This is a genomic window from Vibrio intestinalis (assembly GCF_025195085.2).
In the GTDB taxonomy this organism is placed as follows: Bacteria; Pseudomonadota; Gammaproteobacteria; order Enterobacterales; family Vibrionaceae; genus Vibrio; species Vibrio intestinalis.
Genome location: NZ_JANAVY020000001.1, coordinates 639,379 through 660,943 on the forward strand (window position 1 = coordinate 639,379; position 21,565 = coordinate 660,943).

General features: G+C 45.4%; 19 protein-coding genes and 1 riboswitch. Of the genes, 11 read left to right on the plus strand and 8 right to left on the minus strand.

Going from position 1 to position 21,565, the window contains the following annotated elements:
• Positions 1–185 precede the first annotated feature (185 nt).
• From MU515_RS02775 to MU515_RS02795, 5 genes are all read left to right on the plus strand, one after another.
• A complete protein-coding gene (locus MU515_RS02775) occupies positions 186–932 on the plus strand; it encodes a putative ATP-dependent zinc protease (RefSeq protein ID WP_260258849.1) in 747 nt (248 codons plus the stop codon).
• A gap of 8 nt (positions 933–940) precedes the next feature.
• Entirely contained in the window at positions 941–2,446 is a 1,506-nt protein-coding gene (locus tag MU515_RS02780; RefSeq protein WP_260258850.1) for an inactive transglutaminase family protein, read from the plus strand.
• A gap of 15 nt (positions 2,447–2,461) precedes the next feature.
• Positions 2,462–3,424: an alpha-L-glutamate ligase-like protein gene (locus MU515_RS02785; protein WP_432816130.1), complete on the plus strand. Its 963-nt coding sequence runs from the start codon at positions 2,462–2,464 to the stop codon at positions 3,422–3,424.
• A 192-nt stretch (positions 3,425–3,616) separates the two neighbouring features.
• Positions 3,617–4,150, plus strand: coding sequence for a DUF2975 domain-containing protein (locus tag MU515_RS02790; protein WP_260258852.1), 534 nt, complete (start codon positions 3,617–3,619; stop codon positions 4,148–4,150).
• 11 nt (positions 4,151–4,161) lie between these two features.
• Complete coding sequence (locus MU515_RS02795; RefSeq protein ID WP_260258853.1) at positions 4,162–4,380, plus strand: helix-turn-helix domain-containing protein; 219 nt, start codon at positions 4,162–4,164, stop codon at positions 4,378–4,380.
• Between the two features lie 77 nt (positions 4,381–4,457).
• Here the strand turns inward: MU515_RS02795 and mukB are convergent, their stop codons facing one another.
• From mukB to cmoM, 4 genes are read right to left on the minus strand one after another with little or no spacing between them, the layout of a single operon-like run.
• Positions 4,458–8,915 carry a chromosome partition protein MukB gene (gene mukB / locus MU515_RS02800; RefSeq protein ID WP_260258854.1) on the minus strand — a complete coding sequence of 1,486 codons (4,458 nt, stop codon included), beginning with the start codon at positions 8,913–8,915 and terminating at the stop codon, positions 4,458–4,460.
• Positions 8,912–9,634, minus strand: a complete 723-nt coding sequence (gene mukE, locus MU515_RS02805; RefSeq protein WP_260258855.1) for a chromosome partition protein MukE — start codon at positions 9,632–9,634, stop codon at positions 8,912–8,914. Before mukE ends, mukB begins: the two co-directional genes overlap by 4 nt.
• Positions 9,615–10,952, minus strand: coding sequence for a chromosome partition protein MukF (gene mukF / locus MU515_RS02810; protein ID WP_260258856.1), 1,338 nt, complete (start codon positions 10,950–10,952; stop codon positions 9,615–9,617). The genes mukE and mukF overlap by 20 nt, the downstream gene beginning before the upstream one ends.
• 2 nt (positions 10,953–10,954) lie before the next feature.
• Positions 10,955–11,764, minus strand: coding sequence for a tRNA uridine 5-oxyacetic acid(34) methyltransferase CmoM (gene cmoM, locus MU515_RS02815; protein ID WP_260259175.1), 810 nt, complete (start codon positions 11,762–11,764; stop codon positions 10,955–10,957).
• A 96-nt stretch (positions 11,765–11,860) separates the two neighbouring features.
• On the opposite strand from cmoM, the gene elyC reads away from it, so the two are divergent.
• A complete protein-coding gene (elyC, locus tag MU515_RS02820; RefSeq protein WP_260258857.1) occupies positions 11,861–12,664 on the plus strand; it encodes an envelope biogenesis factor ElyC in 804 nt (267 codons plus the stop codon).
• A 65-nt stretch (positions 12,665–12,729) separates the two neighbouring features.
• On the opposite strand, the gene torR is transcribed toward elyC, so the two are convergent.
• The gene (torR, locus tag MU515_RS02825) at positions 12,730–13,443 is read right to left on the minus strand and encodes a two-component system response regulator TorR (RefSeq protein ID WP_260258858.1); all 714 of its coding nucleotides are present in this window, start codon (positions 13,441–13,443) and stop codon (positions 12,730–12,732) included.
• Positions 13,444–13,681: 238 nt separating this feature from the next.
• On the opposite strand from torR, the gene torD reads away from it, so the two are divergent.
• The 5 genes from torD to MU515_RS02850 all read left to right on the plus strand — a co-directional run bounded on the left by torD (position 13,682) and on the right by MU515_RS02850 (position 17,816).
• Entirely contained in the window at positions 13,682–14,332 is a 651-nt protein-coding gene (torD, locus tag MU515_RS02830; RefSeq protein ID WP_260258859.1) for a molecular chaperone TorD, read from the plus strand.
• Between the two features lie 330 nt (positions 14,333–14,662).
• A complete protein-coding gene (gene purR / locus MU515_RS02835) occupies positions 14,663–15,667 on the plus strand; it encodes an HTH-type transcriptional repressor PurR (protein ID WP_260258860.1) in 1,005 nt (334 codons plus the stop codon).
• Between the two features lie 149 nt (positions 15,668–15,816).
• Positions 15,817–15,903: riboswitch (cyclic di-GMP riboswitch) on the plus strand.
• Positions 15,904–16,010: 107 nt separating this feature from the next.
• Complete coding sequence (locus tag MU515_RS02840) at positions 16,011–16,601, plus strand: TfoX/Sxy family DNA transformation protein (RefSeq protein ID WP_260258861.1); 591 nt, start codon at positions 16,011–16,013, stop codon at positions 16,599–16,601.
• 178 nt (positions 16,602–16,779) lie between these two features.
• Entirely contained in the window at positions 16,780–17,472 is a 693-nt protein-coding gene (locus MU515_RS02845; protein WP_260258862.1) for a TVP38/TMEM64 family protein, read from the plus strand.
• Positions 17,472–17,816 (plus strand): DUF2007 domain-containing protein, encoded by a 345-nt coding sequence (locus MU515_RS02850; RefSeq protein ID WP_260258863.1) that lies wholly within the window; start codon positions 17,472–17,474, stop codon positions 17,814–17,816. The genes MU515_RS02845 and MU515_RS02850 overlap by 1 nt, the downstream gene beginning before the upstream one ends.
• Here MU515_RS02850 and MU515_RS02855 read toward each other — a convergent pair.
• The 3 genes from MU515_RS02855 to glgC all read right to left on the minus strand — a co-directional run bounded on the left by MU515_RS02855 (position 17,791) and on the right by glgC (position 21,423).
• Entirely contained in the window at positions 17,791–18,597 is an 807-nt protein-coding gene (locus MU515_RS02855; protein ID WP_260258864.1) for an alpha/beta fold hydrolase, read from the minus strand. The two genes, MU515_RS02850 and MU515_RS02855, sit on opposite strands and share 26 nt — an antisense overlap.
• A gap of 158 nt (positions 18,598–18,755) precedes the next feature.
• On the minus strand, positions 18,756–20,216 hold the full coding sequence (gene glgA / locus MU515_RS02860; protein ID WP_260258865.1) for a glycogen synthase GlgA: 1,461 nt from the start codon (positions 20,214–20,216) through the stop codon (positions 18,756–18,758).
• The gene (gene glgC / locus MU515_RS02865; protein ID WP_260258866.1) at positions 20,206–21,423 is read right to left on the minus strand and encodes a glucose-1-phosphate adenylyltransferase; all 1,218 of its coding nucleotides are present in this window, start codon (positions 21,421–21,423) and stop codon (positions 20,206–20,208) included. The genes glgA and glgC overlap by 11 nt, the downstream gene beginning before the upstream one ends.
• Positions 21,424–21,565 lie beyond the last annotated feature (142 nt).

Genomic DNA, 21,565 nt, shown 5'->3' on the forward strand with positions numbered 1-21,565 from the left:
TTTTGTTTGCAGTTTGGCCCTTCTCTGCACGATATTTGTGGCAGAGTCTCTCAGCAGTTATCACCAATTGATGTGGTTTTGCTCGGCTTGGTCTAAACTCAAAACGTTAATTAACTCATACTATTATCATTTAGTTGATGAAACGAGCTTCATCGGCACTAATAACAATAACTGTAGGCGTTTGAATGTTGATCCGATTAACCCCTTTTTTGGCTATCGCGCTTCTTTCCGGATGCACGTTAACCAACAGTGAACAAAACACCCAACAAACTCTCACCGCCATCAACGCGGTCGAGACCAATATTTCAACCCAACTAGAGTCGCTCAACCAGCAGTTAGTCTCTCAAGCTCAGCAGATTGAGCGCTTAGAGAAACAAGTCACCTCGCTAGACTCTCAAGCTCGCTCTTACCATAAAACTACACTTGCCCGCATCAAAAGCCATGACACACAAACCGCAGCGCCGATTGTGAAAGCCGCTCCGGCAAAAACCTCTCAAAGTGTGGTGCTCGGTGAAATAGAAAAAGTCACTATTGATGCCATCGACCAAACCTTCGAAGCGCGCGTAGATACTGGCGCTGCAACCTCTTCTCTTAACGCCATCGACATTGAACAATTTGAGCGTAACGGTAAAAACTGGGTGCGCTTCCACCTTTCTGATGGCTCTACACCACTGAGTGACGATAACTGGATCGAAGCACCTGTGATTCGCTTTGTGAAGATTCGTCAATCAACTAACGAAGAAGTCGAACGCCGCGCCGTTATCGAGCTTTGGGTAAAAGTGGGCAGCATTCACGAAAAGGCTCAGTTTACTTTGGCTGACCGCTCTCAAATGAGTAACCCTATCCTGTTAGGTCGTGAGTTTATTCGCGATATCGCAGTAGTTGATGTCAGCAAAAAATACGTTCAGTCAGCAGAAGAACAGAAAAAGTAAGGCTATTTATGACCTCGAAAGTCCCGTTTTATATTTCCGTGGTGCTGCTCATCATCGTCGGCATTACGCTCAGTATTTTTAGACACCAAAACTACGGTGTGCCATGGACGCCAGGCGAAACCCGCCAAGTATGGGATATTGAAGCGCGTGTCGAATTTGACGCACAAGCTAAACCTGTTAAAGCATCATTGGCCGTTCCAGATACACAAACGGGATTCACGCTCGTGAGCGAATCTTCTTCCTCACCGGGTTATGGTGTGGCTTATGTTAACTCAGATGCTGGTCGCCGCGCAGAGTGGTCTGTGCGCCACGCTACCGGCTCTGAAACCATTTACTACAAAGCTCAGTTCTTAGTTGACCCACAAGCGAAGGTTGACCCTATTCCACCGAATGAAGAGATCATTCCGCCGACTTTTGATGGCCCAGCAGAGGCGGCCGCTATTGCCCTTATTGAGCGCGCAAACAAACGCTCCGCTGATAACATCACCTTTGCCCGCGAACTGATCAAACAGATCAATGATGGCGACAGCCAAAACGCAGCACTTCTGCTTAACAATATGTCCAAAGTCGAAGCGGTTGATAAAGTATTGGCGCTAAGCAAGATTCCGAGCAAGATTGTTGGAGTTATTGAGCTAGAAGATGGCCGCCGCCGCCAAGCAATTCAACATATGAATCAAGTATGGCAAGACGGCCAATGGCACTTGTTCAATCCAAAAACTTCGGCGCAGACCATCGCACCAAACATCTTAATTTGGGATGAGTCCAACGTATCACTGCTCGATATCATGGGTGGTAACAACAGCCAAGTTCACTTCTCTATGATTGCCCAAGAGGTTTCTCCTCAACAAGCAACCAAGGATAAAGTGCAAGCCGATGGCTTACTGAACCTTTCGATCCACAGCTTGCCGCTAGAAGAGCAAGCCATGTTTAAGACGATCATGCTGATCCCAATTGGCGCGCTGATTGTGGTGTTCTTGCGTGTGATTGTTGGTCTAAAAACATCGGGCACTTTCATGCCAGTACTGATTGCCGTGGCCTTTGTGCAAACCCAGCTTGTCACCGGTATCATAGGCTTCTTGCTGATTGTCGGTACGGGCTTGGTCATTCGTAGTTATCTATCAAGGCTCAATCTATTGCTGGTTGCTCGAATATCGGCGGTCATCATCACGGTAATTATGATCATTTCTATCTTTACCGTTGTGGCATTTAAGATTGGTTTAACCGAAGGTCTATCGATTACCTTCTTCCCTATGATCATCCTTTCATGGACGATCGAACGTATGTCGATTCTGTGGGAAGAAGAAGGACCAAAAGAAGTCATCATGCAAGGTGGTGGTTCGCTACTCACGGCTGTTCTGGTTTACTTAGCCATGACTAACCCATTCGTACAGCACCTAACCTTTAACTTTATTGGCCTGCAGCTGATCGTGTTAGCCGGTATTCTACTGCTTGGTACTTACACGGGTTACCGTATCACTGAGCTGCGTCGCTTTAAGCCATTAGCTGAGGACTAAACTATGTTTTCAGCTATTAAAGCACGCTTTACTTCACCCTATAAGCTACGTCACAAGGGTATTATGGGCATGAACCAGCGTAACCACAGTTACATTGGTCGCTATAATGATCGCTCTAAATACCCGCTGGTCGATGATAAGTTAAAAACCAAAATCATCGCGCAAGCCGCTGGGGCGACCGTTCCAAAACTGATTGGGGTTATCAATAACCAAGCCGAAGTAATAACCATCCACAACATGGTAAAAGAATGGCCCGGTTTTGTGATTAAGCCAGCGCAAGGCAGTGGTGGTAAAGGCATCTTGGTGGTTACCTCGCACAAAGACGGCGTATACACCAAGCCATCCGGTTCAACGATTGGTAAAGAAGACGTAGAGCGCCATATCAGTAATGCTCTAGCTGGCCTTTTCTCGCTTGGTGGCAAGAACGATGTAGCCGTGGTTGAGAACCTGATTAAGTTCGACGACTGCTTTGACGGCTTTAGCTACGAAGGTGTGCCAGATGTACGGATAATTGTCTTTAAAGGCTACCCTGTGATGGCAATGATGCGCTGCTCAACGGCAGCCTCTGATGGTAAAGCCAACTTACACCAAGGTGCAGTAGGCGTTGGATTAGACATTGCCACAGGCCGTGCGATTCGCGCAGTACAATTTGACCAACCAATTACTCACCACCCTGATACAGGCAAAGACTTATTAACCTTGCAAGTACCTCACTGGGAACGTTTATTAATACTTGCCTCTAGCGCTTGGGAAATGACTGGTCTTGGTTACATGGGCACCGACATGGTACTCGACAAAGAAGAAGGGCCAATGGTGCTTGAGTTAAATGCTCGCCCGGGATTGGCCATTCAAATTGCTAACGGTACGGGCTTACTTCCTCGCTTAAAGCATATCGAGGCGATGGGTACTCCGGCGGAATATCCAAAACCTGCCGAGCGCGTAGCCTACGCGGCTAAGCAATTTGGCTCACCGCTATAGCCTTGCTAGTAACTCACCTCACTGCCAATAAATGACCTTCTAGGCTGCGATTCTCGCGGCCTTTTTTATATCTTTCTTTGACAATCAAAACCGCAAAACAATAAATACTTATCGTTTTACGATAATTTATTATTGATCTTTATTTTATAAATCCATATTATCCCCTCATCCAATCAATACGAGGAATAATAAATGGATAACCTATCTGGCATTCGAAACATCAGCCAACGCTTGCTAATCTGCCTATGGGCTGTGTTGATCATCAACCCTGTATTCAACGCAGTTATGTGGTTTGGCCCTATTTTTGATACCAATAACGAGTTCTTTATGGCGGACTTCCCATACTACATTGAGCTTCCTCTTGATACTGGCCCAGCACTACTTGGCTTCCTTGTATCAAACATCACTGTAGTAGTCGCAAGTATGATCATTTGGCAACTGATCACCCTTTTTCGCTTATACCGAGATGGTAAAATCTTCGCAATGGACAATGTAAATTGTTACCACAAGATTGCTAACTACATCATCTTGTACGTATTTTCCGGTTTTGCTGTTGGATTATTAATGGGCCCAGCGTTAACCTATAACCTTGAAGAGACTACCGTCAGTTTCGGTTTGACGGATAGTGACATCACACTGCTGATCATCGGTATTATGATTCGTCTTATCGCCAAAGTTATGCGTGAAGCGAAAGGCCTATACGATGAACAAATTCTGACTATTTAAAGTGATTTTCTATGCCTATCATCATTAACTTAGACGTTATGCTCGCCAAACGTAAAATGCGCTCCAATGAGCTCGCTGCATTAATTGGGATTACAGAGCAAAACTTGTCAGTATTAAAAAACGGACGGGCAAAAGCAGTAAAATTGGCGACTTTGGAGAGCATTTGTAAACATTTGGATTGTCAGCCGGGGGACATTCTAGAGTTTGTTGCAGAAGCCGAAGAGAAGTAAAACAAAACGTAACGTGGCTAACTACGAATATAAAACAAAGGGCACCAATTGGTGCCCTTTCGCTATTTAATCAACGATTACAGTTCTTCGATTAACTCTTGAACTTCAGTTTTTGCTTTTGGTTCTTGTCCAAAACCTCGCAAACCCACCACGTGTACGTGTTCATGATCTTTGAACACTTTACGCACCAGTTTGTAGGTGGTGCCTTTTTCTGGGCTGATGTTCTCAGGAGCCGCGATAAGCAACTGCATATCGAGACGATCACAAAGCTCAAACAAGGTCGAGATTGATTTTGTATCAAGACGAGCGGCTTCATCAAGGAACAATAAGCGACATGGAATAATGTCTTTGCTACGCAGACGGCGTGACTCTTCTTCCCAGCTTTGAACCACCATCAATAGAATTGATTGACCAGTACCAATCGCTTCACCCGTAGACAGTGCTCCCGATTCAGCTTGAAGCCAACCATCAGAACCACGGCTAACTTCCACGCTTAGCTCTAAGTAGTTACGGTAGTCGAGTAGCTCTTCACCCAGAACTTGTGGTGAACGCTGCCCCATGTCGATATGTGGATTCACACGTTGGAATAGCTTCGCCATCGCTTCCGAGAAGGTGTAACGCGAGCTTTCAAACAGATCTTTATGTTGTTCTTGCTGCGCTGCTAGGCCATGAAGCAGTACTTCATGACTTTCACGTACTTTCACGTTTAGACGCACACCTTTAACCTGACCAAACGAAATATTCGATAGGCCTTGGTTCAGCATACGAATGCGGTTTTGCTCACGCTGAATGGTCTTCTTAATGATGCTGGCAACCGAATCAGAGCTGATCGCTAGACGGTTTTCACGCTGGGTCAGCTCTTCTGTTAGGCGAGCCAGTTCAACTTCCATCTCTTCGATAGCTTCAACTGGGTCATCAGTGCGAATAATATCTTGGCGAATACGCTCACGTAGGTGTTGGTACACCGCAATGTAGAACAGTACTTTGCGCTCAGGATGAGCCGTATCTTCAGATAGGCGCAACGCATCACGAAGGTCATCGTTATCTGCCACAGCAAGACGAAGTGCACCCAATGATTTATCTGACATTGAACGCAGCTCTGCCGCTGATAGGTAAGCCAACTCACGCTTGTGCAGACGACGCTCTACATCGTTCTCACGCGCTAGACGCAACACTGAACACCAGCCTGCTTTCGCTGCAACCACAAAGGTGCGTAGCTCAGCATATTCTTTCTGAACTTTCTTCAGGCGCTTAGCGAGGCTCTTCATTTCAAGCTCAGTTGAAGTGATGGTACGTTCGTATTCACTCTTACGGTTGCGAGAGGTATGCAAGCGTTCTTGCAGCTCATCACGACGACGCTGAGCACGCTCTTGTGCGCCTTCATCCGCAGTAACGCCAAACTCTTGCAGCTCTTGTTTGAACTCGTGAACCGTTTCTTGTTTCGCTTGATGTGAGCTCTTCAATGATGCCAATACTTGGTTATATTGGTTCATCTGGCTTTGCGCTTGTTTTAACTCTTCACGGCCACGTGTACGCGCCGATTCGGCTTGAACCAGTTTCGCTTTTAGCTGTTCGCTTAGCTCACTGCTCTTGTTCAATAGGTCAACGGAATCTGAGTAAGCAAAGTAATGACGACGCTCAACCAAATCCGCCAACGCAAACAAGTTTGTTTTCAGCGTTTGCAGCTCTTGGTCTGCACGTTGATAGTTCGCGGTTAGCGCATCAAACTGCTCTGGATCGGCATCCAATGCAGAGACAATCGATTCTAGCTCTTGCACGGCTTTGCCATGCTGCGTGATAAACGCTTTTGCTTGAGAAAGCTGCTCTAACTGCGCATCAAGTTCAGCGAAACGCTCTGCTAATGTTTCGTCTTCTACCAACGCCATAGTCGGCGCAAGTTTGTCGAGTAACGCAATCGCCTGCTTGCTTGAGAGTAGCTGGCTGCGTTGCTGCTGCTCTTTGTTGTCGAGATCCGACAGCAGACGCACAACTTGATTACGCGTATCACGCGCTTTTTGCAGCGCTTGCTCAGGATCTGATTCAAACGCGACTTGAATGTGCTTAGCAACAAAGTTGTTGAACGCTTGGTATAGACGCTGAGACTTCTGTGAATCAAAAGCGGCTTTGGCGTGCTGCTCGACCACTTCTTCACGTTCGTTGCGTAACAGTTCTAAACGTTGCTCACGCGCAGCGCGGCCAAACAATGGAATTTCAGGTAAGCGAGAGTAACGCATTTGACGTTGGTTCATACGAACACAAACTGCGCCTTCTAGCTCTTCAGCATCAAAACTGCTGTCATCGAATGCATCTACATCACCTTCGATAATGTAAAGGTCTTCTGGACAGTCATCCAGTTCCACCAGCTTCTCTTCGATGCCAGAAAGATCAGAAACCACAATCGCGTGACGCGCAGGGCCATACATAGCACTGAAATATGGCGCATCATCAATCGTGATGTCGTCGTAAATTTCAGAAAGCAGTACACCGCCTAGCGTATCGGCCAAACCTTTCAGGCGTGGGTCATTTGAGCCACCCGGTGAAGCTAAGCGTTCAATCTCGCCATCAAGGAAGGTGCGACGTTCAGCTAACTTGTCTTTCGCGATAGATTGCTGCTTCTCTTGCTCAAGAACCGTCTGCATGTGAGACATGACAGCTTGGCTATCTTGCAGCTCAGCGCCACTTTGTTCACGCAAACTTTCTAGTGCGTCACTTGCCGCAATCCACGTTGGTGCGATGGCTTCGAGTTTGTTGATTTCAACGGTTGCATCTTGCTCTAGGCGACGCTGCTCGCTGCGCTGCTCGCGTACTTCTTCCTGAGCCGCTTCTAGCGTTTCGATTTGCATTGCGTGACGCTCACGCTCTTGCTCAAAACTTAGCTCATCGGTTAGCTGTGCTTGGTGTTGTTTTTGGTACTCATCAACCAATTGTTTAGCTTGACGCTGCTGGGCAATAGAGCGCTCTAAGTCACGATGCTGCGCACGCCATTGCTGCTCATTTTGCGCTAATTGCTTAGCATCACGAGCTTGGTTAATAGCTTGCTTGGCATGCTCGGACGCTTGATTACGTGGGCAATCACCGACAATGCTTTGCACCAATTTAAGTGCGGTTTCAAACTGCTGAGCCGCAGCCGAAGACATATCTAATTTGTGTTTAAGCGCAAGAAGTTCAGTGGTTTGCTCTGCTTCTTTATTCTTTAGCTCACTGACTAAAGATTGTGCGCTTTCAGCCGTGAGCGAGTCGTCATCAAGCAGTTGTTTTGCTTTATCTAACGCTTGAACCGCTTGTTGATATTGCAACGCACGAGTTTGCTGCACGTCTAACGCTTGTTGGTAATCAGCAAGTTGAGTTTTTAGACTATCAACTTCTTCTTCACTAACGGTGGCTTGCTCTTCAGCCATCAGAACGCGCTCTTGCGCCTCTTCAACCACCATTAGCTGCTCTTCAAGACGCTCGTTTAGCTCTTCCAAATCTTCTTGGTAGCGCTCGATCTTCTCTTGTTGGCGCAATGCGTTTTGCACCAATTGCAGATGGTCTGAAGCCGCTTGGTAGTCTTGTTCTAATGCTGATTCACTTTCAACTAGCAGCTCAAGTTCTTCTTGAACTCGGTTCAGCAGGTTGTTCTGCTCTAGCAATGTCTCGCGAGAGCCAAATAGCTCTGAACGCAGTGATAGCGTCTGCTCTAGCTTGTTACGGCGATCATTAGCGTGGCGCATGTAATCTGCGGCCACGTAATTAGTCGATTCAGTAATCAAGTGTTTGAACAAATCGCGATCCGCTTGCGTAGTTTTGATCGCCTCTAGCGTCATGCGGTTTTCACGCAGCGCTGATTCCATATCTTGGAAGGCTTTCTTCACACCGCCATTTTGTGGCAACAAGTAATCACGTAATGAGCGAGTAATCGCACTTGAGATACCACCGTATAGAGAGGCCTCAATCAAACGATAGAATTTAGAACGATCCGATGAGTTACGTAGTTTCTTCGGAATAACGCCGAATTCAAACATTTGCGCGTGGTAATCGACTATCGATGGGAAGGCTTTAAACTGAACACCTTCGTATTGCAGCGCACTCTCTTTAACATCATTAATTTGACGTACGCGAGCTTGCGTGTCTGACACGCTTTCAATCAATAGATCGGTAGGCTTCACATGGCTTGGTAGACCTTGGATAACAAAAGGCTTGATATCCACTTTCTTATCACGACCAGCCACTTGCTGTAATTTCACTGCAAACAACAGACGCTGATTACGCGAGTTAACAACATCCAGAGCGGCATAACATGCGCCCGGTTGTAGCTTACCGTAAAGGCCTTTATCACGTGAAGATTGGCTACTGCCCGCTTCCGTAGTGTTACGGAAGTGCAGTAACGTTTGGTCAGGAATCAATGCTGTAATGAACGCCGCCATTGTGGTCGACTTACCAGCACCGTTACCGCCAGAAAGCGTGGTAACTAGACCATCAATATCAAAGGTGCGAGCAAAGAAGCCGTTCCAGTTGATCATGGTCAGCGATTGATATTTACCTCTTTCAATCATGCTTCACCTTCTAATTCTTGTTGTTCTTGATCGTCGGTTTGATCTTCTTCATTCAATAAACTGCCTTGGCTAGGCTCTTTGGTGTGCACTACGGCTTCACCATCACGAATCAAGCGCAGTTGTGCTTCACGCATGTCGTCACCAAGACGAACATCCGCACCAAAGCGAAATACCGCTTCGCTGATACGGAACTTGCCCGTCTCACCGATGTTAATCACCATGCCCAAACGACGCAGACGACGCAGCGAAGTACGCACTTTTTCAAACAGCTTTTCTTTATCTAAATCTGAACCAGTTGCACGGTTGGTCACTAACTTCATCAACTTAGTTTCATCAGCAAGCTGAAGCAGCTCATCGTACATTTCTTGATTAGTGAAAATACCTTCGTGAGCCAAACGCTCAGGGCTTAAATAAAGGAAACACAGAACTTTACCCACCAGCATATCTAGCTCTGAAAGCACACTACGGCCAATCAAAGAGGTAGAGCGTGGACGCAAGTAGAAGAAGCCTTCAGGCGCTTTCACTAACTCAGTGTTGTAACGCTGATAAAACAGTGCCAGTTCAGTTTCGAAATCCGCCAGTAACGCGTGATTGTCTAAATCTTCCGTGGAGATATGACGCCCTGCTCGCAGCATGCTATCTAGCGCTGGGAACAAAGGGTTAGAAATTGCTTTTGCCAGATTCTCTGACATGTATTCATTAATATCTGTCGATGACATTTGCTTGTACCTTTGCACCAAATTCGTTGATCGCTTGCCAATCAGGCTGAACCGCTTGGTAGTCGGATTCTGAATAACCCAGACGTACCGCTTGGTCGACAACGATGCGTGCTAAATCAAAGTGATGAGTGTGTGGATGTTGCGCTAAGTAATCGCGCAGAACGATACCCAGATCAATTGGCGTACCCTGCTCTTTATGTACTTTAAGCATGTCACCAATACGCTCTGACAACTCATCATTGACCTGTTGAAACTCTTCGTATTCCACTTCCATTGGTACTTGGCCTGTTACTTCATCGTCACGCAGTACTAGCGCTTCATCACGCAAGTCTGACAGACGTTCAGCATCGGCATAGGTTAAGAACCAAGGCGTATCGAAATAATCTTTTACCGACTGGCGTAAACGCGAACTAAAGGCGCGGTTCTTATCCATATCAATCGCAGTACGGATAAACTTATGTACGTGTCGGTCATAACCGATCCAAAGGTCAATCGCTTGTTGACCCCAGCTGGTAATGCGGTCGAGTTTCATCTGCAAACCAAATAAGGTTTCTTCAACGAAATCGAGCTCTTCATCACCGTAGATAATTTCTTGAATATCTAGGATTTGAGTTTGTAACTCATCACCGGCTGCTTGGAGGGTGTCTTGTAGCTCTTTTAGTGTGTTGGATGTTTCGGATAGCAAGGCTTCACAGTTATTGATGGCATCACGCCAATCTTTGTTCAGCAGTTCTGCAATTTGGTTTTTCACCGATTGCTGCTGCTCATCCATCACACGTTGGTTGAGATCGATTTGATCAAAGATCTCACCCACTGAGTATTTTAAAACGCCATAAACGTTCTTCTTCCAGTGGCCTGGCGTACCGCCTTTTTGCGCCGCTTCAATGGCTTTGGCCATTTCATCCGCCACCATAGACAACTGGATAGAAAGTTTAAGCTTAGAGAATTCACGGTGGCGAACGTAGTAATCGGTAATACCAATCGCCAGCGGCGATAAGCGATAGATACTCGCGCCATCAGTCACTTCACTGGTAAAGCGGCTAATCAAACGCTGCTTTACCATTTCATTGATTGCGTTGTTGGCACGAAATGCGGACGCTTCGCCCGTATCTTCAAATAATCGAGTGACGATAGTAAACGCATCGTGGAGTTCACCTTCACCCAATTCTTCATCAAACCTTTCATTGCTAAGCACTGCGATAGCAATCAAGAAAGCCAATCTTTCGTTGCTAAGGTTCAATGAGAAATCGTGCTGCTTTACCCAGCCAACCAATTCATCAATTGGCTGCTCAGCAACGTTGAGAGTCATCTCACTCATTGTTATTCCTGTTCATGTTTCTTTCTTGCCCATACATGAATGTATCGGCCTAGTGAGAGGTACGGCTCTTGTCGACATAGTTGTTGTTCTAAAGCCAATACATCTTCTAGCTGGTAATCGCCCATGTACTGCATATTCCCGATGTAGTCACTAAAGCAGCGAATGCCAGATTTACCGCAAATTTCAAACCCTGCGTCTTCAATCCACTGATAGACGTCTGCGGGGATTAAGCCTTTTTGCGGCTGTAATTTAAATCTCTTGCGGTGCGGCATGCCATCTAACACATGTGGAATATTGCCACACACTACGTTTTTGTAGACTAACCCATGATGGTTATAGAACATCACTGAAGCGATGCCGCCCGGTTTTACCTGCTCTAACACTTTCTCAAGTGCAGGCTTTGGATCGGCTAACCATTCCATCACCGCGTGGAACATCATCAAGTCCACGGGTTGGTCTAAATGTGCATCAATCTCCTGCACCGGAGAATGAATCAGCCGATACTGCTCAAGCAGCTGGTTTTTTTCAATCTCTTGCTCTGCTAACTGCAGCATTTCAGAAGATAGATCACACAACGCCACTTGATGTCCGAGTTTGGCAATCTTTTGCGACATTTGTGCCAAACCGCCACCGGCATCCAACACTTGAAGTGTTGTCTGGTCAGCGTTTAACATGTCTAGGGCTTGCTCAAGATCTTGCCAGACAATGACTTGGCGAATCTCGCCTTTGTCAGAGCCGTAAATATTTTTTGCAAATTTGTGGGCAATATCGTCGAAATTGCGGTCTTCAGTCACAGCAGCTTGGGGTATTATGTCTAATCGTGCTGCTATTCTGTCACAAGAAAGGCAGATATAAAGAGGGATTCTCTTAAATTATCATCAACTGGTGTTTTTTCGGACTATTTAAGTATGTTTGAGCTGAAAAAAGTCGTATCTTCGTTGCTCATGCCTTTACCAGCTATGCTGATTATCGGTTTTCTCGGGCTAATGTTGATTATGTTTACGAGAAAGCAGAAAACAGGCTGCTTTGTTGTACTTTTCTCCTTTATTGGGATTTTCCTAATTTCTTTCCAACCCGTCGCTTCTCGTTTGCTTGCACCGATAGAGCGTCAATACACAGGCTTTTTACCAGTCGATAAATCCATTGACTACATTATGGTTCTTGGCAGTGGTCACGTCGTTGATGACCAAATCCCGCCAACTTCAGAGTTAAGTCGCACCGCTTTAATGCGCCTTGCTGAAGGTATTCGCATTATGCGTATCTACCCGGGCTCTAAACTGATCCTTTCTGGCTACTCAGGTGGCTCTGAAGTCAGTAACGCAAGAATGATGGCTAAAGTGGCGCTGGCACTGGGTGTGTCTAAGTCAGACATCATTTTGCTTGAAACCGCAAAAGATACATGGGAAGAGGCCAGACAAGCGGCTGCGTTTGTACAACGCAAAGAGCTTGTTTTAGTCACTTCGGCAAGTCACATGGAGCGCGCGTTAAACGAGTTTCATGCAGCAGGCATGCAGCCATACCCTGCGCCGACCAACTACCTTGCGCAAAATGAAATTCATCAGTTTTGGAGTAAGTACACGCCAAAAGCGATTTATCTAGAACAGACTGAACGCTACTGGCATGAAACCCTAGGCAAGGCTTGGCAAAGCCTACGTGACTGGGCTTCAGACTATGAAGATAAGAGCATTGAATCAGCTGAAAGCCAGCTTTAACGCTCAAGCAGAAACAAAAAAACCGAAGCCATTGCTTCGGTTTTTTTATTGATTCGAGACTTAAGTTAGTCGCCTGCGAACATGTAGCCTTCACCGTGTACAGTCACGAAGATTTGTGGGTTCTTAGGGTCGAACTCCATCTTAGCGCGCATACGACGAATCAATACATCAATCGTACGATCATTTGGCGCATCTACTCGGTGGCTAATCATATTCAGAATACGTTCACGGCTAAGCACTTGGTTCGGGTAAGAAGAGAGTGCCACTAACAATTCATATTCTGCTTTGGTCAGCTTAACTGGCTCACCATTGCGGCTTAACGCACGGCGTTGAACGTCAAACGTCCACTCACCAAAACGCACTGTGTTGCCATCGTTTTTACTTTGTTCCGCGGCAGAATCTGAGTTACGAGCAGCAGAAATGCGCCATAACAAGTTCTTAACGCGAACCAATAGCTCACGAAGCTCAAACGGTTTGGTTACGTAATCGTCTGCACCCATTTCTAGGCCAACGATCTTATCAATGCTATCCGTGCGTCCTGTTACCAGGATAATTCCAATGTCTGACTGACTGCGTAGTTCACGCGTTAACATCAGGCCGTCCTCTCCAGGAAGGTTGATATCAAGCATCACTAGGTCAATGTCGTTATTTTGTAGAGTTTCACGCATCTGCTCGCCACTTTGCGCTTCGCTTACGGCATAACCTTCATTTTGAAAGTAACCAACGAGCTTACTGCGAGTTACTGCGTCATCTTCTACTACTAATACGTGATAGCTCATCTAAACCACTTATTCTACATTGGGAAATGTTATCAAGTGTATTCTATTCATAATCAGTAACATTTCTAGTATTTGTTAAATTAAAATCAAGAAAGATGATTTTTTATTGATTCAAAACAAAATTAGCCCATCCGTTCATAAATCGCCATTTTTACTCACGCTCTTACATAATGTGTGTTATCGCTATTCACTTTTGTCCGCTAAAATAATAGCAGTACAATTATTTGGAGCATGTTTGATGCAAGAGCTAAAAGCGTTTAATGAAAAACGCGCTGAAATCTACTGGTGGTTCTCTAGTCTGTTTGCCAAAGAGCTGACTGAAGCCGATTTAGAGCAATATCAAAGCCCTGAAATCCGAGGTTTTCTGTCTGGATTGGGCGAAAACCCAAGCCTTAAACCAGCCACAGACAAACTGATCGATGCATTAAATCGCCTTATTGACCGTGAAGACGCACAATTAGAGCTAGCGGCAGACTTTTGTGACCTATTCTTAAAGTCAGATAAGGACTCAGCGTTACCTTATGCGTCAATGTACGTGGGTAAGACTGGCCTACTTAACGATGAGCCAGCTAAGCAGATGGATGAATTACTGGCAAAGCATGGCGTAGCGGTAAATAAAAACCTTAACGAGCCAGCGGATCATATTGCCATCGAGCTAGACCTTCTGGGCAATCTTATTATTCGTTCAAACGAACTTGAGCAAGAGCGCCATATAGAAGAAGCACTGCATGAGCAAGAAGCATTTATTCGTCAGCACATTTTAAATTGGGTTCCTCAATTTAGCGCCAAGAGCCAAAAATTCGATGAATTTGGCTTCTACGCTGCGGTAACCGCTCTATTGGTTGCGTTCTTAGAGTTGGATTGCAGTTATTTGCTTGGTGAAGAGTAACTCGGTCACAAACACGCTATAACCGTACAGGTGACGGGTTATTTTCGTTGCTCCTTTGAGCAATGCGGTCTAGAATCGTGACCGCAAACGATAAAAATCAAAATGTACTCAGGTACCTTTATCAATAATTACTAATTTAATTGTCTTGAGTACATATAAACAAACCGCTGTAAAAGAGCGGTTTTTGTTTTTCTAATACTTACTGCCAATATGATTCTTTGCCAATCTGAACAAGTAAGTGACCGTTTATTTTAAACCTATAAACATTTACTTTTTCAGGTAGGTATTAAGTTATATACCTACGTGGCAGCTATAGATAGGACAGACCTTATGGCCACTATTAAAGATGTAGCACGCTTAGCCGGCGTATCAACTACCACTGTTTCTCACGTGATTAACAAAACTCGTTTTGTGGCTGAAGCCACTCAAGAGCGCGTAATGGAAGCAGTAACAGAACTGAACTACGCACCAAGCGCTGTTGCTCGTAGCTTAAAATGTAACACGACTCGTACTATCGGTATGTTAGTGACTCAATCGACTAACTTGTTCTTCTCTGAAGTTATCGATGGTGTAGAGAGCTACTGTTACCGTCAAGGCTACACGCTAATCCTGTGTAACACAGGCGGTATCTACGAGAAGCAACGTGACTACATCCGCATGCTGGCTGAAAAACGCGTAGACGGCATTCTTGTTATGTGTTCTGACCTAACGGAAGAACTAAGCGAAATGCTAGATCGCCAGAAAGACATTCCTAAAGTTGTTATGGACTGGGGCCCAGAGAGCTCACAAGCAGACAAGATCATCGATAACTCAGAAGAAGGTGGCTACCTAGCGACTAAATACCTGATTGAACATGGTCACACTGATATCGCCTGCCTAAGCGGTCACTTTGAAAAAGCTGCCTGCCAAGAGCGTATTCAAGGCTTTAAACGCGCAATGGGCGAAGCTAACTTAGCGGTTGATGAAGACTGGATCCTAGAAGGCAACTTTGAGTGTGACACGGCTGTGCTAGCCGCTGACAAAATCGTGGCAATGGACAAGCGCCCTACTGCTATCTTCTGTTTCAACGATACCATGGCACTTGGCCTTATGAGCCGCCTACAGCAAAAAGGCATTCGTATCCCTGAGGATATGTCTGTGATTGGTTACGATAATATCGAGCTGGCTGAATACTTCTCACCACCACTAACCACGGTTCACCAACCGAAACGTCGTGTGGGTAAAAATGCGTTTGAAATCTTGCTTGAGCGCATTAAAGATAAAGAGCACGAAAAACGCGTTTTTGAGATGCATCCTGAGATTGTAGAGCGCAGCACCGTCGCTAAAATCAAATAAACATCTGAATTATAAAATAATAGCCGACATTACATATGTCGGCTTTGTCGTTTTTTTGGGCTGTTAATCTTGCATTAAGATCACGCTTGCTGCATAGTATATGCACTTCGAACAACATGATTTTTTAATCTGTAGCAGAGCAAATTAAGTCACGCACAGGGCAAACCATTCTGAAAAGATGGGACGCAAAGCCACCGGCCTACACATGAAATATGCACGGCAGCGGGGTTACCGATGGTAAAAAATGCAAACGTTAACCGATTACTGACACCTTTCTGCATTTCTTTGCTATTCTCTCGGACCTGATCTGGTGGCGTATACTCATACACCGAGAAAGTACAGAATGGATAAACCTACACTTAAAGATTCTATGCGTCTATTTGAGCCGCTAGGACGAATCAAATCTCGCTCCATGTTTGGTGGATTTGGCATTTTCGCAGACGACACTATGTTTGCACTCGTCGTACATGACAAGCTCCACATTCGAGCAGATGACACTTTAGCTGTTGAATTCAAACAGCAACAACTTGAACCTTATATCTATCACAAACGCGGTTTCCCTGTGGTAACCAAGTATTTTGCATTGAATGATGAATGGTATCAAGATAGCGCAGCAACCCTTGAAGTCGCTCGCGGCGCTCTTTCTCAAGCGAAGAAAGAGAAAACCACCCAAGCTAAGGCAAAACCAACGCGCATTAAAGATCTGCCAAACTTACGTTTAGCCACCGAACGTATGCTGAAAAAAGCAGGTATCGAATCCGTTGCTAACCTTGAGCAAACAGGCTCTGTTGAGGCGTTTAAGGCAATTAAAGCCAGCCATGATAACGAAGTAAGCCTTGAGCTTCTTTGGGCTCTTGAAGGGGCTATTAATCGCACTCACTGGTCGGTGATTCCTAAAGACCGACGTGATGAGCTTTTAGACAGATTGGATTAACCTCTCAACTACCGCATCAAAAGCCAGCGACTATCGCTGGCTTTTTTTTGAAATTTTTTTATGGCTTTGAAGTTCTTATACTTTAAGCAGTCAAAAAAGAATGATTAGTAAACTTGATGCTTAATACCAACATAGACCAAACTGTAAACGAAAGAATAAAGCTTAGGGGAAGGGAAAGATGAACAAAAAACTGATACTAGGGATTATCCTTATTGCACTAATCGCACTGCTCATCACTCAGTTTGGCGATCAGTTCACTCTTGAAAATGCCAAGCTACAACAAGCTGCTTTGGCAGATTTCATCAGTGAAAACTTCCTTGTCGCAGCCGCAATTTATTTTGCAGCGTATGTCGCGATTACCGCATTTTCGATTCCCGGCGCTGCGGTCGTGACTTTGCTTGGCGCTGCCCTATTTGGATTTTGGACCAGTTTACTGTTGGTGTCATTTGCTAGTACCTTCGGTGCAACGCTGGCCTTTTTAAGCAGCCGTTTCTTGCTACGCGATTGGGTACAAGGCAAATTTGGTGACAAGCTAAACGCCATCAACCAAGGGGTTGAGCGCGATGGTGCTTTCTACTTATTCTCGCTGCGCTTGATTCCAGTGTTCCCATTCTTCCTAATCAACCTTTTGATGGGCCTCACCCCTATCTCAACCGCACGCTTCTATCTTGTTAGCCAAATCGGTATGTTACCGGGCACGGCAGTGTACTTGAACGCAGGTACGCAACTGGCTCAAATCGAATCCTTGTCTGGTATTGTTTCACCCTCTGTACTTGCTTCATTTGCGCTGCTGGGCCTATTCCCTATCGTTGCCAAATGGGTTATGGCAAAATTCAAACAATCGCCTGAGACGCAAAATGGAGGCGCTTAGTGAAAATATACTCTGCCGCAAACCCGCCAGAAGCTCACATTGTCTGTGAGCTTTTGCGTTCGCATAACATAGATTGTGAAGTAAGAGGTGAAGGTATTTTTGGTCTTCAGGGAGAACTCCCTTTTGGAGAAGCGAGCGAGCCTTATGTTTGGCTATTAGATCCAAACCAAAGTGCTCAATCCAAAACGCTTATCGAACAATTTCAACACGCCAACCACGAACAACATCCATGGCAATGCCATCAATGTGGCGAAAGCAATGAAGCGCAGTTCGCGATTTGCTGGCAATGTGGCGCGTCTTACTCTGAACCGGCTGCGATTAACTCACGACCTGCTGTTGAATAAAATTGATCGAATGGTGGTTAAACTCATCTGGGCGTTCAATGTTGCACACATGGCCGCAGTTTTCGATTTCATGCAGCTGACTCTTACGATGCGCAGCCACCATCTCTTTGACAGGTTTAATAAACATATAATCTTTGTCACCCATCAGATAAAGAGTCGGGACGGGAATCTCCTTCTCTTTAAAGTAACGCATTAATGGGTTTACTTCAGAAGCTAATCTAAACCAACGTTTAAACTCTTTTTGACACAGCTTCTTCGCTTCACGAATGAATAGGTGACGTGATTGTTTTTGAGTGCGTTGCGGCATCACGATATAAGCGAATAAGCTGTACAGCCACATGTAAGGCACGATGTGTTTAAACATATTGCCTACCTTAACCAAAACCTGAGAGCGAGTATCTAGGCGAGTCACCGCCCCACCCAATACCATAGATTTAACTCGCTCAGTCGCGAGTTCCGCTAGGTTACGAACAATGATGGTACCCAAAGACATACCCACAAAGTGAGCCGATTGGATTTTAAGATGATCCAATACCTTTAAAATATCCATCGTCACCGCTTTAAATGTATAGCGATTGGTCATTAGCTCTTTTAGCAACTGGTTGGATTTTCCGTGACCACGAAGATCAATCAGCAACAAGTTAAAATGTTGCTTGTACGCTTTGATTTGCTTAAACCAAATAGATGAACTGCCCCCAGCACCATGTACAAAGACAACCCACTCTTTGCTGTCTGGGTGTGGATAGGTTTTATGAAACAGTAGTTCGTTACTCGTCGACATCTATTATTATTCGAATATTATTTAGGAAAAAGAAAAGCAGACTATCACAAAGTTGTGAATCCTTAATTCAGCTTAGGTCAATTTATGTGGAGTCAAGACGATAAAAGTGTAAAAAAAGGCGTCAATAGACGCCTAATTATTGAGTAATGTATCGCGCTTTAGAAGCGAAACGCACTGTGGTAAAGGGATAAGTACTCATCTGCAGCGCGTTGCCACGAGAATTCTTGTTCCATGGCATACAACTGCAAGCGCTTCACTTCTTGCGGTTGCTGAGCGTATAAAAGCAGTGAACGTTGCAACACCAGCAGCAATTCAATTGGATCTGGCTCATTGAAAATAAAGCCTGTCGCTTGGTCAGGTTGCTGCTCGTAATCAACCACACTGTCTTTCAATCCACCGACACCGCGCACAATCGGCAACGTGCCATAGGCCATTGAATAGATCTGATTTAATCCACACGGTTCGAATTCTGAAGGCATCAAGAAGAAATCTGAGCCCGCTTCCACCAAGTGCGCGAGTTGATTATCGTACGCCTCAACAAACACGATCTTATCTGGGTAACCCGCTGCGATGTGTTTAAGATGAGACGCTAACAGAGGGTCACCAGTACCGACGATGGTCATCTGCACATCGTGCTTTAAAAAACGCTCCAAAATCGGCAGCAAATAATGCACGCCTTTTTGATTGGTTAGACGACACACCATGCCATACATTGCCACGTCACGTTCAGGCAAACCCACCTGTTGTTGCAACGCTTTCTTACACGCATTTTTACCGCGAGTCATGCTTTGACGATTGGCCTTGTAGTTCATCGGAATGAGGCTATCGGTTTCAGGGCTCCATGCCGAGTAGTCACAGCCATTAAGAATGCCGACTAAGTCATCAGCGCGGTATTGGAACTCTTGCGCCATACCGTGGCTACCAAGGTCAGTTTTTAGCTCTTGTGCGTAGGTAGGGCTTACAGCATTGATCTTGTCTGCCGTCATCACACCCGCTTTGAGCATCGTCACATGAGTAGAGCTTACCTCTGCATCAGGGGCAAAGCGCTGCTTCATTTCAGGCACTGATTGCAGCTCTTCGTAGCTAAATACGCCTTTAAACACCGCATTGTGAATTGAAATAACACTCTTAGTATTGGCAAAGAATGGATTAGCATGATAACGATGTTTCAAGAAAAATGGCACAAAGCCAGTATGCCAATCATTGGCATGGACGATGTTAGGCTGAAAGCCTAATTTAGGCAGCATATCCAAGCTCGCGGCGCTAAAAAACGCAAATCGCTCACCGTTGTCTGGATAGGCTTGGTTGTATTCCGAGTACATATCTTCGCGGCTGAAGTATTGATGACACGCAATGGCGTAGACAGGCGTTTCACCGATAGAGAGCTCGCGAACTTGATAAGGGGTATAAGGCGCAAAATCTAGCTTGGTATCAAGCACGATAGGCGCATCATTAATATTTGGGATTTTACTGTAGGCAGGAAGACAAATTCTTGCATCTTGATTTAGCGCTCGGAGGGCTTCAGGCAGTGCCTTGGCTACATCAGCCAAGCCACCACTCTTGATTAGTCCTTCAACTTCCGAGGCTACAAATAGAATCGATAAATTCTCAGTAGCCAACTTTTTCTCCTTTAGCGATGACTACAATGCCATCGTCCGACACATGGTACTTCTTGCGGTCTTCTTGTAGGTTGACACCAATTTGTGTGCCTGGGGCAATGTCTGCGTTTTTATCGACGATCACGCGACGTAACACACAGCCCTCACCTACTTTTACGTCACCTAGCAAGATACTCTCACTGATATCACATGTCGATGCGATGTTACTGCGGAAGCCTAATACAGACTTCTCGATACGAGAGCCTCGCACCAAACTACCATTACAAACCAAGCTATCAATGATTTGCACGCGACCGTTATCTGAATCGGTGAACGTCGCTGGCGGCAATGGTGGGTAGTAGGTGTGTAATGGCCATGTACGGTTGTAGAGCGAGAACGGGGCGTCTTTCTCTAACAAGTCCATATGCGCTTGCCAGTAAGCATCGATAGTACCTACATCGCGCCAATACACTTCTTCTTTCTCACCCGTGATTTTGTTGGTGCTAAAATCGTAAACAAACACATCGCCACGCGGGAACATATTTGGAATGATATCTTTACCAAAATCGTGGCTTGAGTCTGGTTTATCCGCATCCTCAATCAGTTCAGAAAACAGCGTTTGAGCTTCAAAGATATAGTTACCCATTGAAACCAACGCGTGCTCTGCATCCCCCGGGATAGATTTAGGATTCTCAGGTTTTTCTTCAAAACCAATCATGCGGCCTTCCGCATCGACCTCAATCACACCAAATTGTGACGCTTCTGATAAAGGCATACGCAGCGCAGAAACCGTCAAAGACGCTTGTTTGTCTTTATGGAAATCCAGCATTTGCTTAATATCCATTTTATAGATGTGGTCAGAACCGAAAATACAAACTTGGTCTGGTTCAGCCAATTCCATGAAGCGAATATTTTGGTAGATAGCATCTGCCGTGCCTTCATACCAACGCTTTCCGGTACGCATTTGCGCAGGGATTGGGTCGATAAATCGGTCGGTAATACCGTTGATATTCCAGCCTTTTTTCAAGTGATGGAACAGCGATTGGGATTTGAACTGAGTCAGCACATAAATGCGCATTAAATCAGCGTTGATAAAGTTGTTTAAAGCGAAATCAATAAGGCGGTAGCTTCCGCCGAAAGGAACCGAAGGTTTACTGCGGGATTCAGTTAAAGGGCGTAGACGGGAGCCCTCTCCACCAGCAAGGATCATTCCTAAAACACCAGCCATTCGTTATTCTCCATATTATTTTTTTGCCTAGATAATCTAATTGCTAGACCATCTTTTTCCTTGTATTGGGGTATACCCAAATTCATTAGGCGCTTTTTATTATATTGGGCAATTTCTACCCTTTCTTGTGCAAGCCGTTGTT

Coding starts and splice junctions, on each gene's coding strand:
- MU515_RS02775 (WP_260258849.1), top strand. CDS start 186: ATGTTGATCCGATTAACCCCTTTTTTGGCTATCGCGCTTCTTTCCGGA.
- MU515_RS02780 (WP_260258850.1), top strand. CDS start 941: ATGACCTCGAAAGTCCCGTTTTATATTTCCGTGGTGCTGCTCATCATC.
- MU515_RS02790 (WP_260258852.1), top strand. CDS start 3,617: ATGGATAACCTATCTGGCATTCGAAACATCAGCCAACGCTTGCTAATC.
- MU515_RS02795 (WP_260258853.1), top strand. CDS start 4,162: ATGCCTATCATCATTAACTTAGACGTTATGCTCGCCAAACGTAAAATG.
- mukB (WP_260258854.1), bottom strand. CDS start 8,915: ATGATTGAAAGAGGTAAATATCAATCGCTGACCATGATCAACTGGAAC.
- mukE (WP_260258855.1), bottom strand. CDS start 9,634: ATGTCATCGACAGATATTAATGAATACATGTCAGAGAATCTGGCAAAA.
- mukF (WP_260258856.1), bottom strand. CDS start 10,952: ATGAGTGAGATGACTCTCAACGTTGCTGAGCAGCCAATTGATGAATTG.
- elyC (WP_260258857.1), top strand. CDS start 11,861: ATGTTTGAGCTGAAAAAAGTCGTATCTTCGTTGCTCATGCCTTTACCA.
- torR (WP_260258858.1), bottom strand. CDS start 13,443: ATGAGCTATCACGTATTAGTAGTAGAAGATGACGCAGTAACTCGCAGT.
- torD (WP_260258859.1), top strand. CDS start 13,682: ATGCAAGAGCTAAAAGCGTTTAATGAAAAACGCGCTGAAATCTACTGG.
- purR (WP_260258860.1), top strand. CDS start 14,663: ATGGCCACTATTAAAGATGTAGCACGCTTAGCCGGCGTATCAACTACC.
- MU515_RS02840 (WP_260258861.1), top strand. CDS start 16,011: ATGGATAAACCTACACTTAAAGATTCTATGCGTCTATTTGAGCCGCTA.
- MU515_RS02845 (WP_260258862.1), top strand. CDS start 16,780: ATGAACAAAAAACTGATACTAGGGATTATCCTTATTGCACTAATCGCA.
- MU515_RS02855 (WP_260258864.1), bottom strand. CDS start 18,597: ATGTCGACGAGTAACGAACTACTGTTTCATAAAACCTATCCACACCCA.
- glgC (WP_260258866.1), bottom strand. CDS start 21,423: ATGGCTGGTGTTTTAGGAATGATCCTTGCTGGTGGAGAGGGCTCCCGT.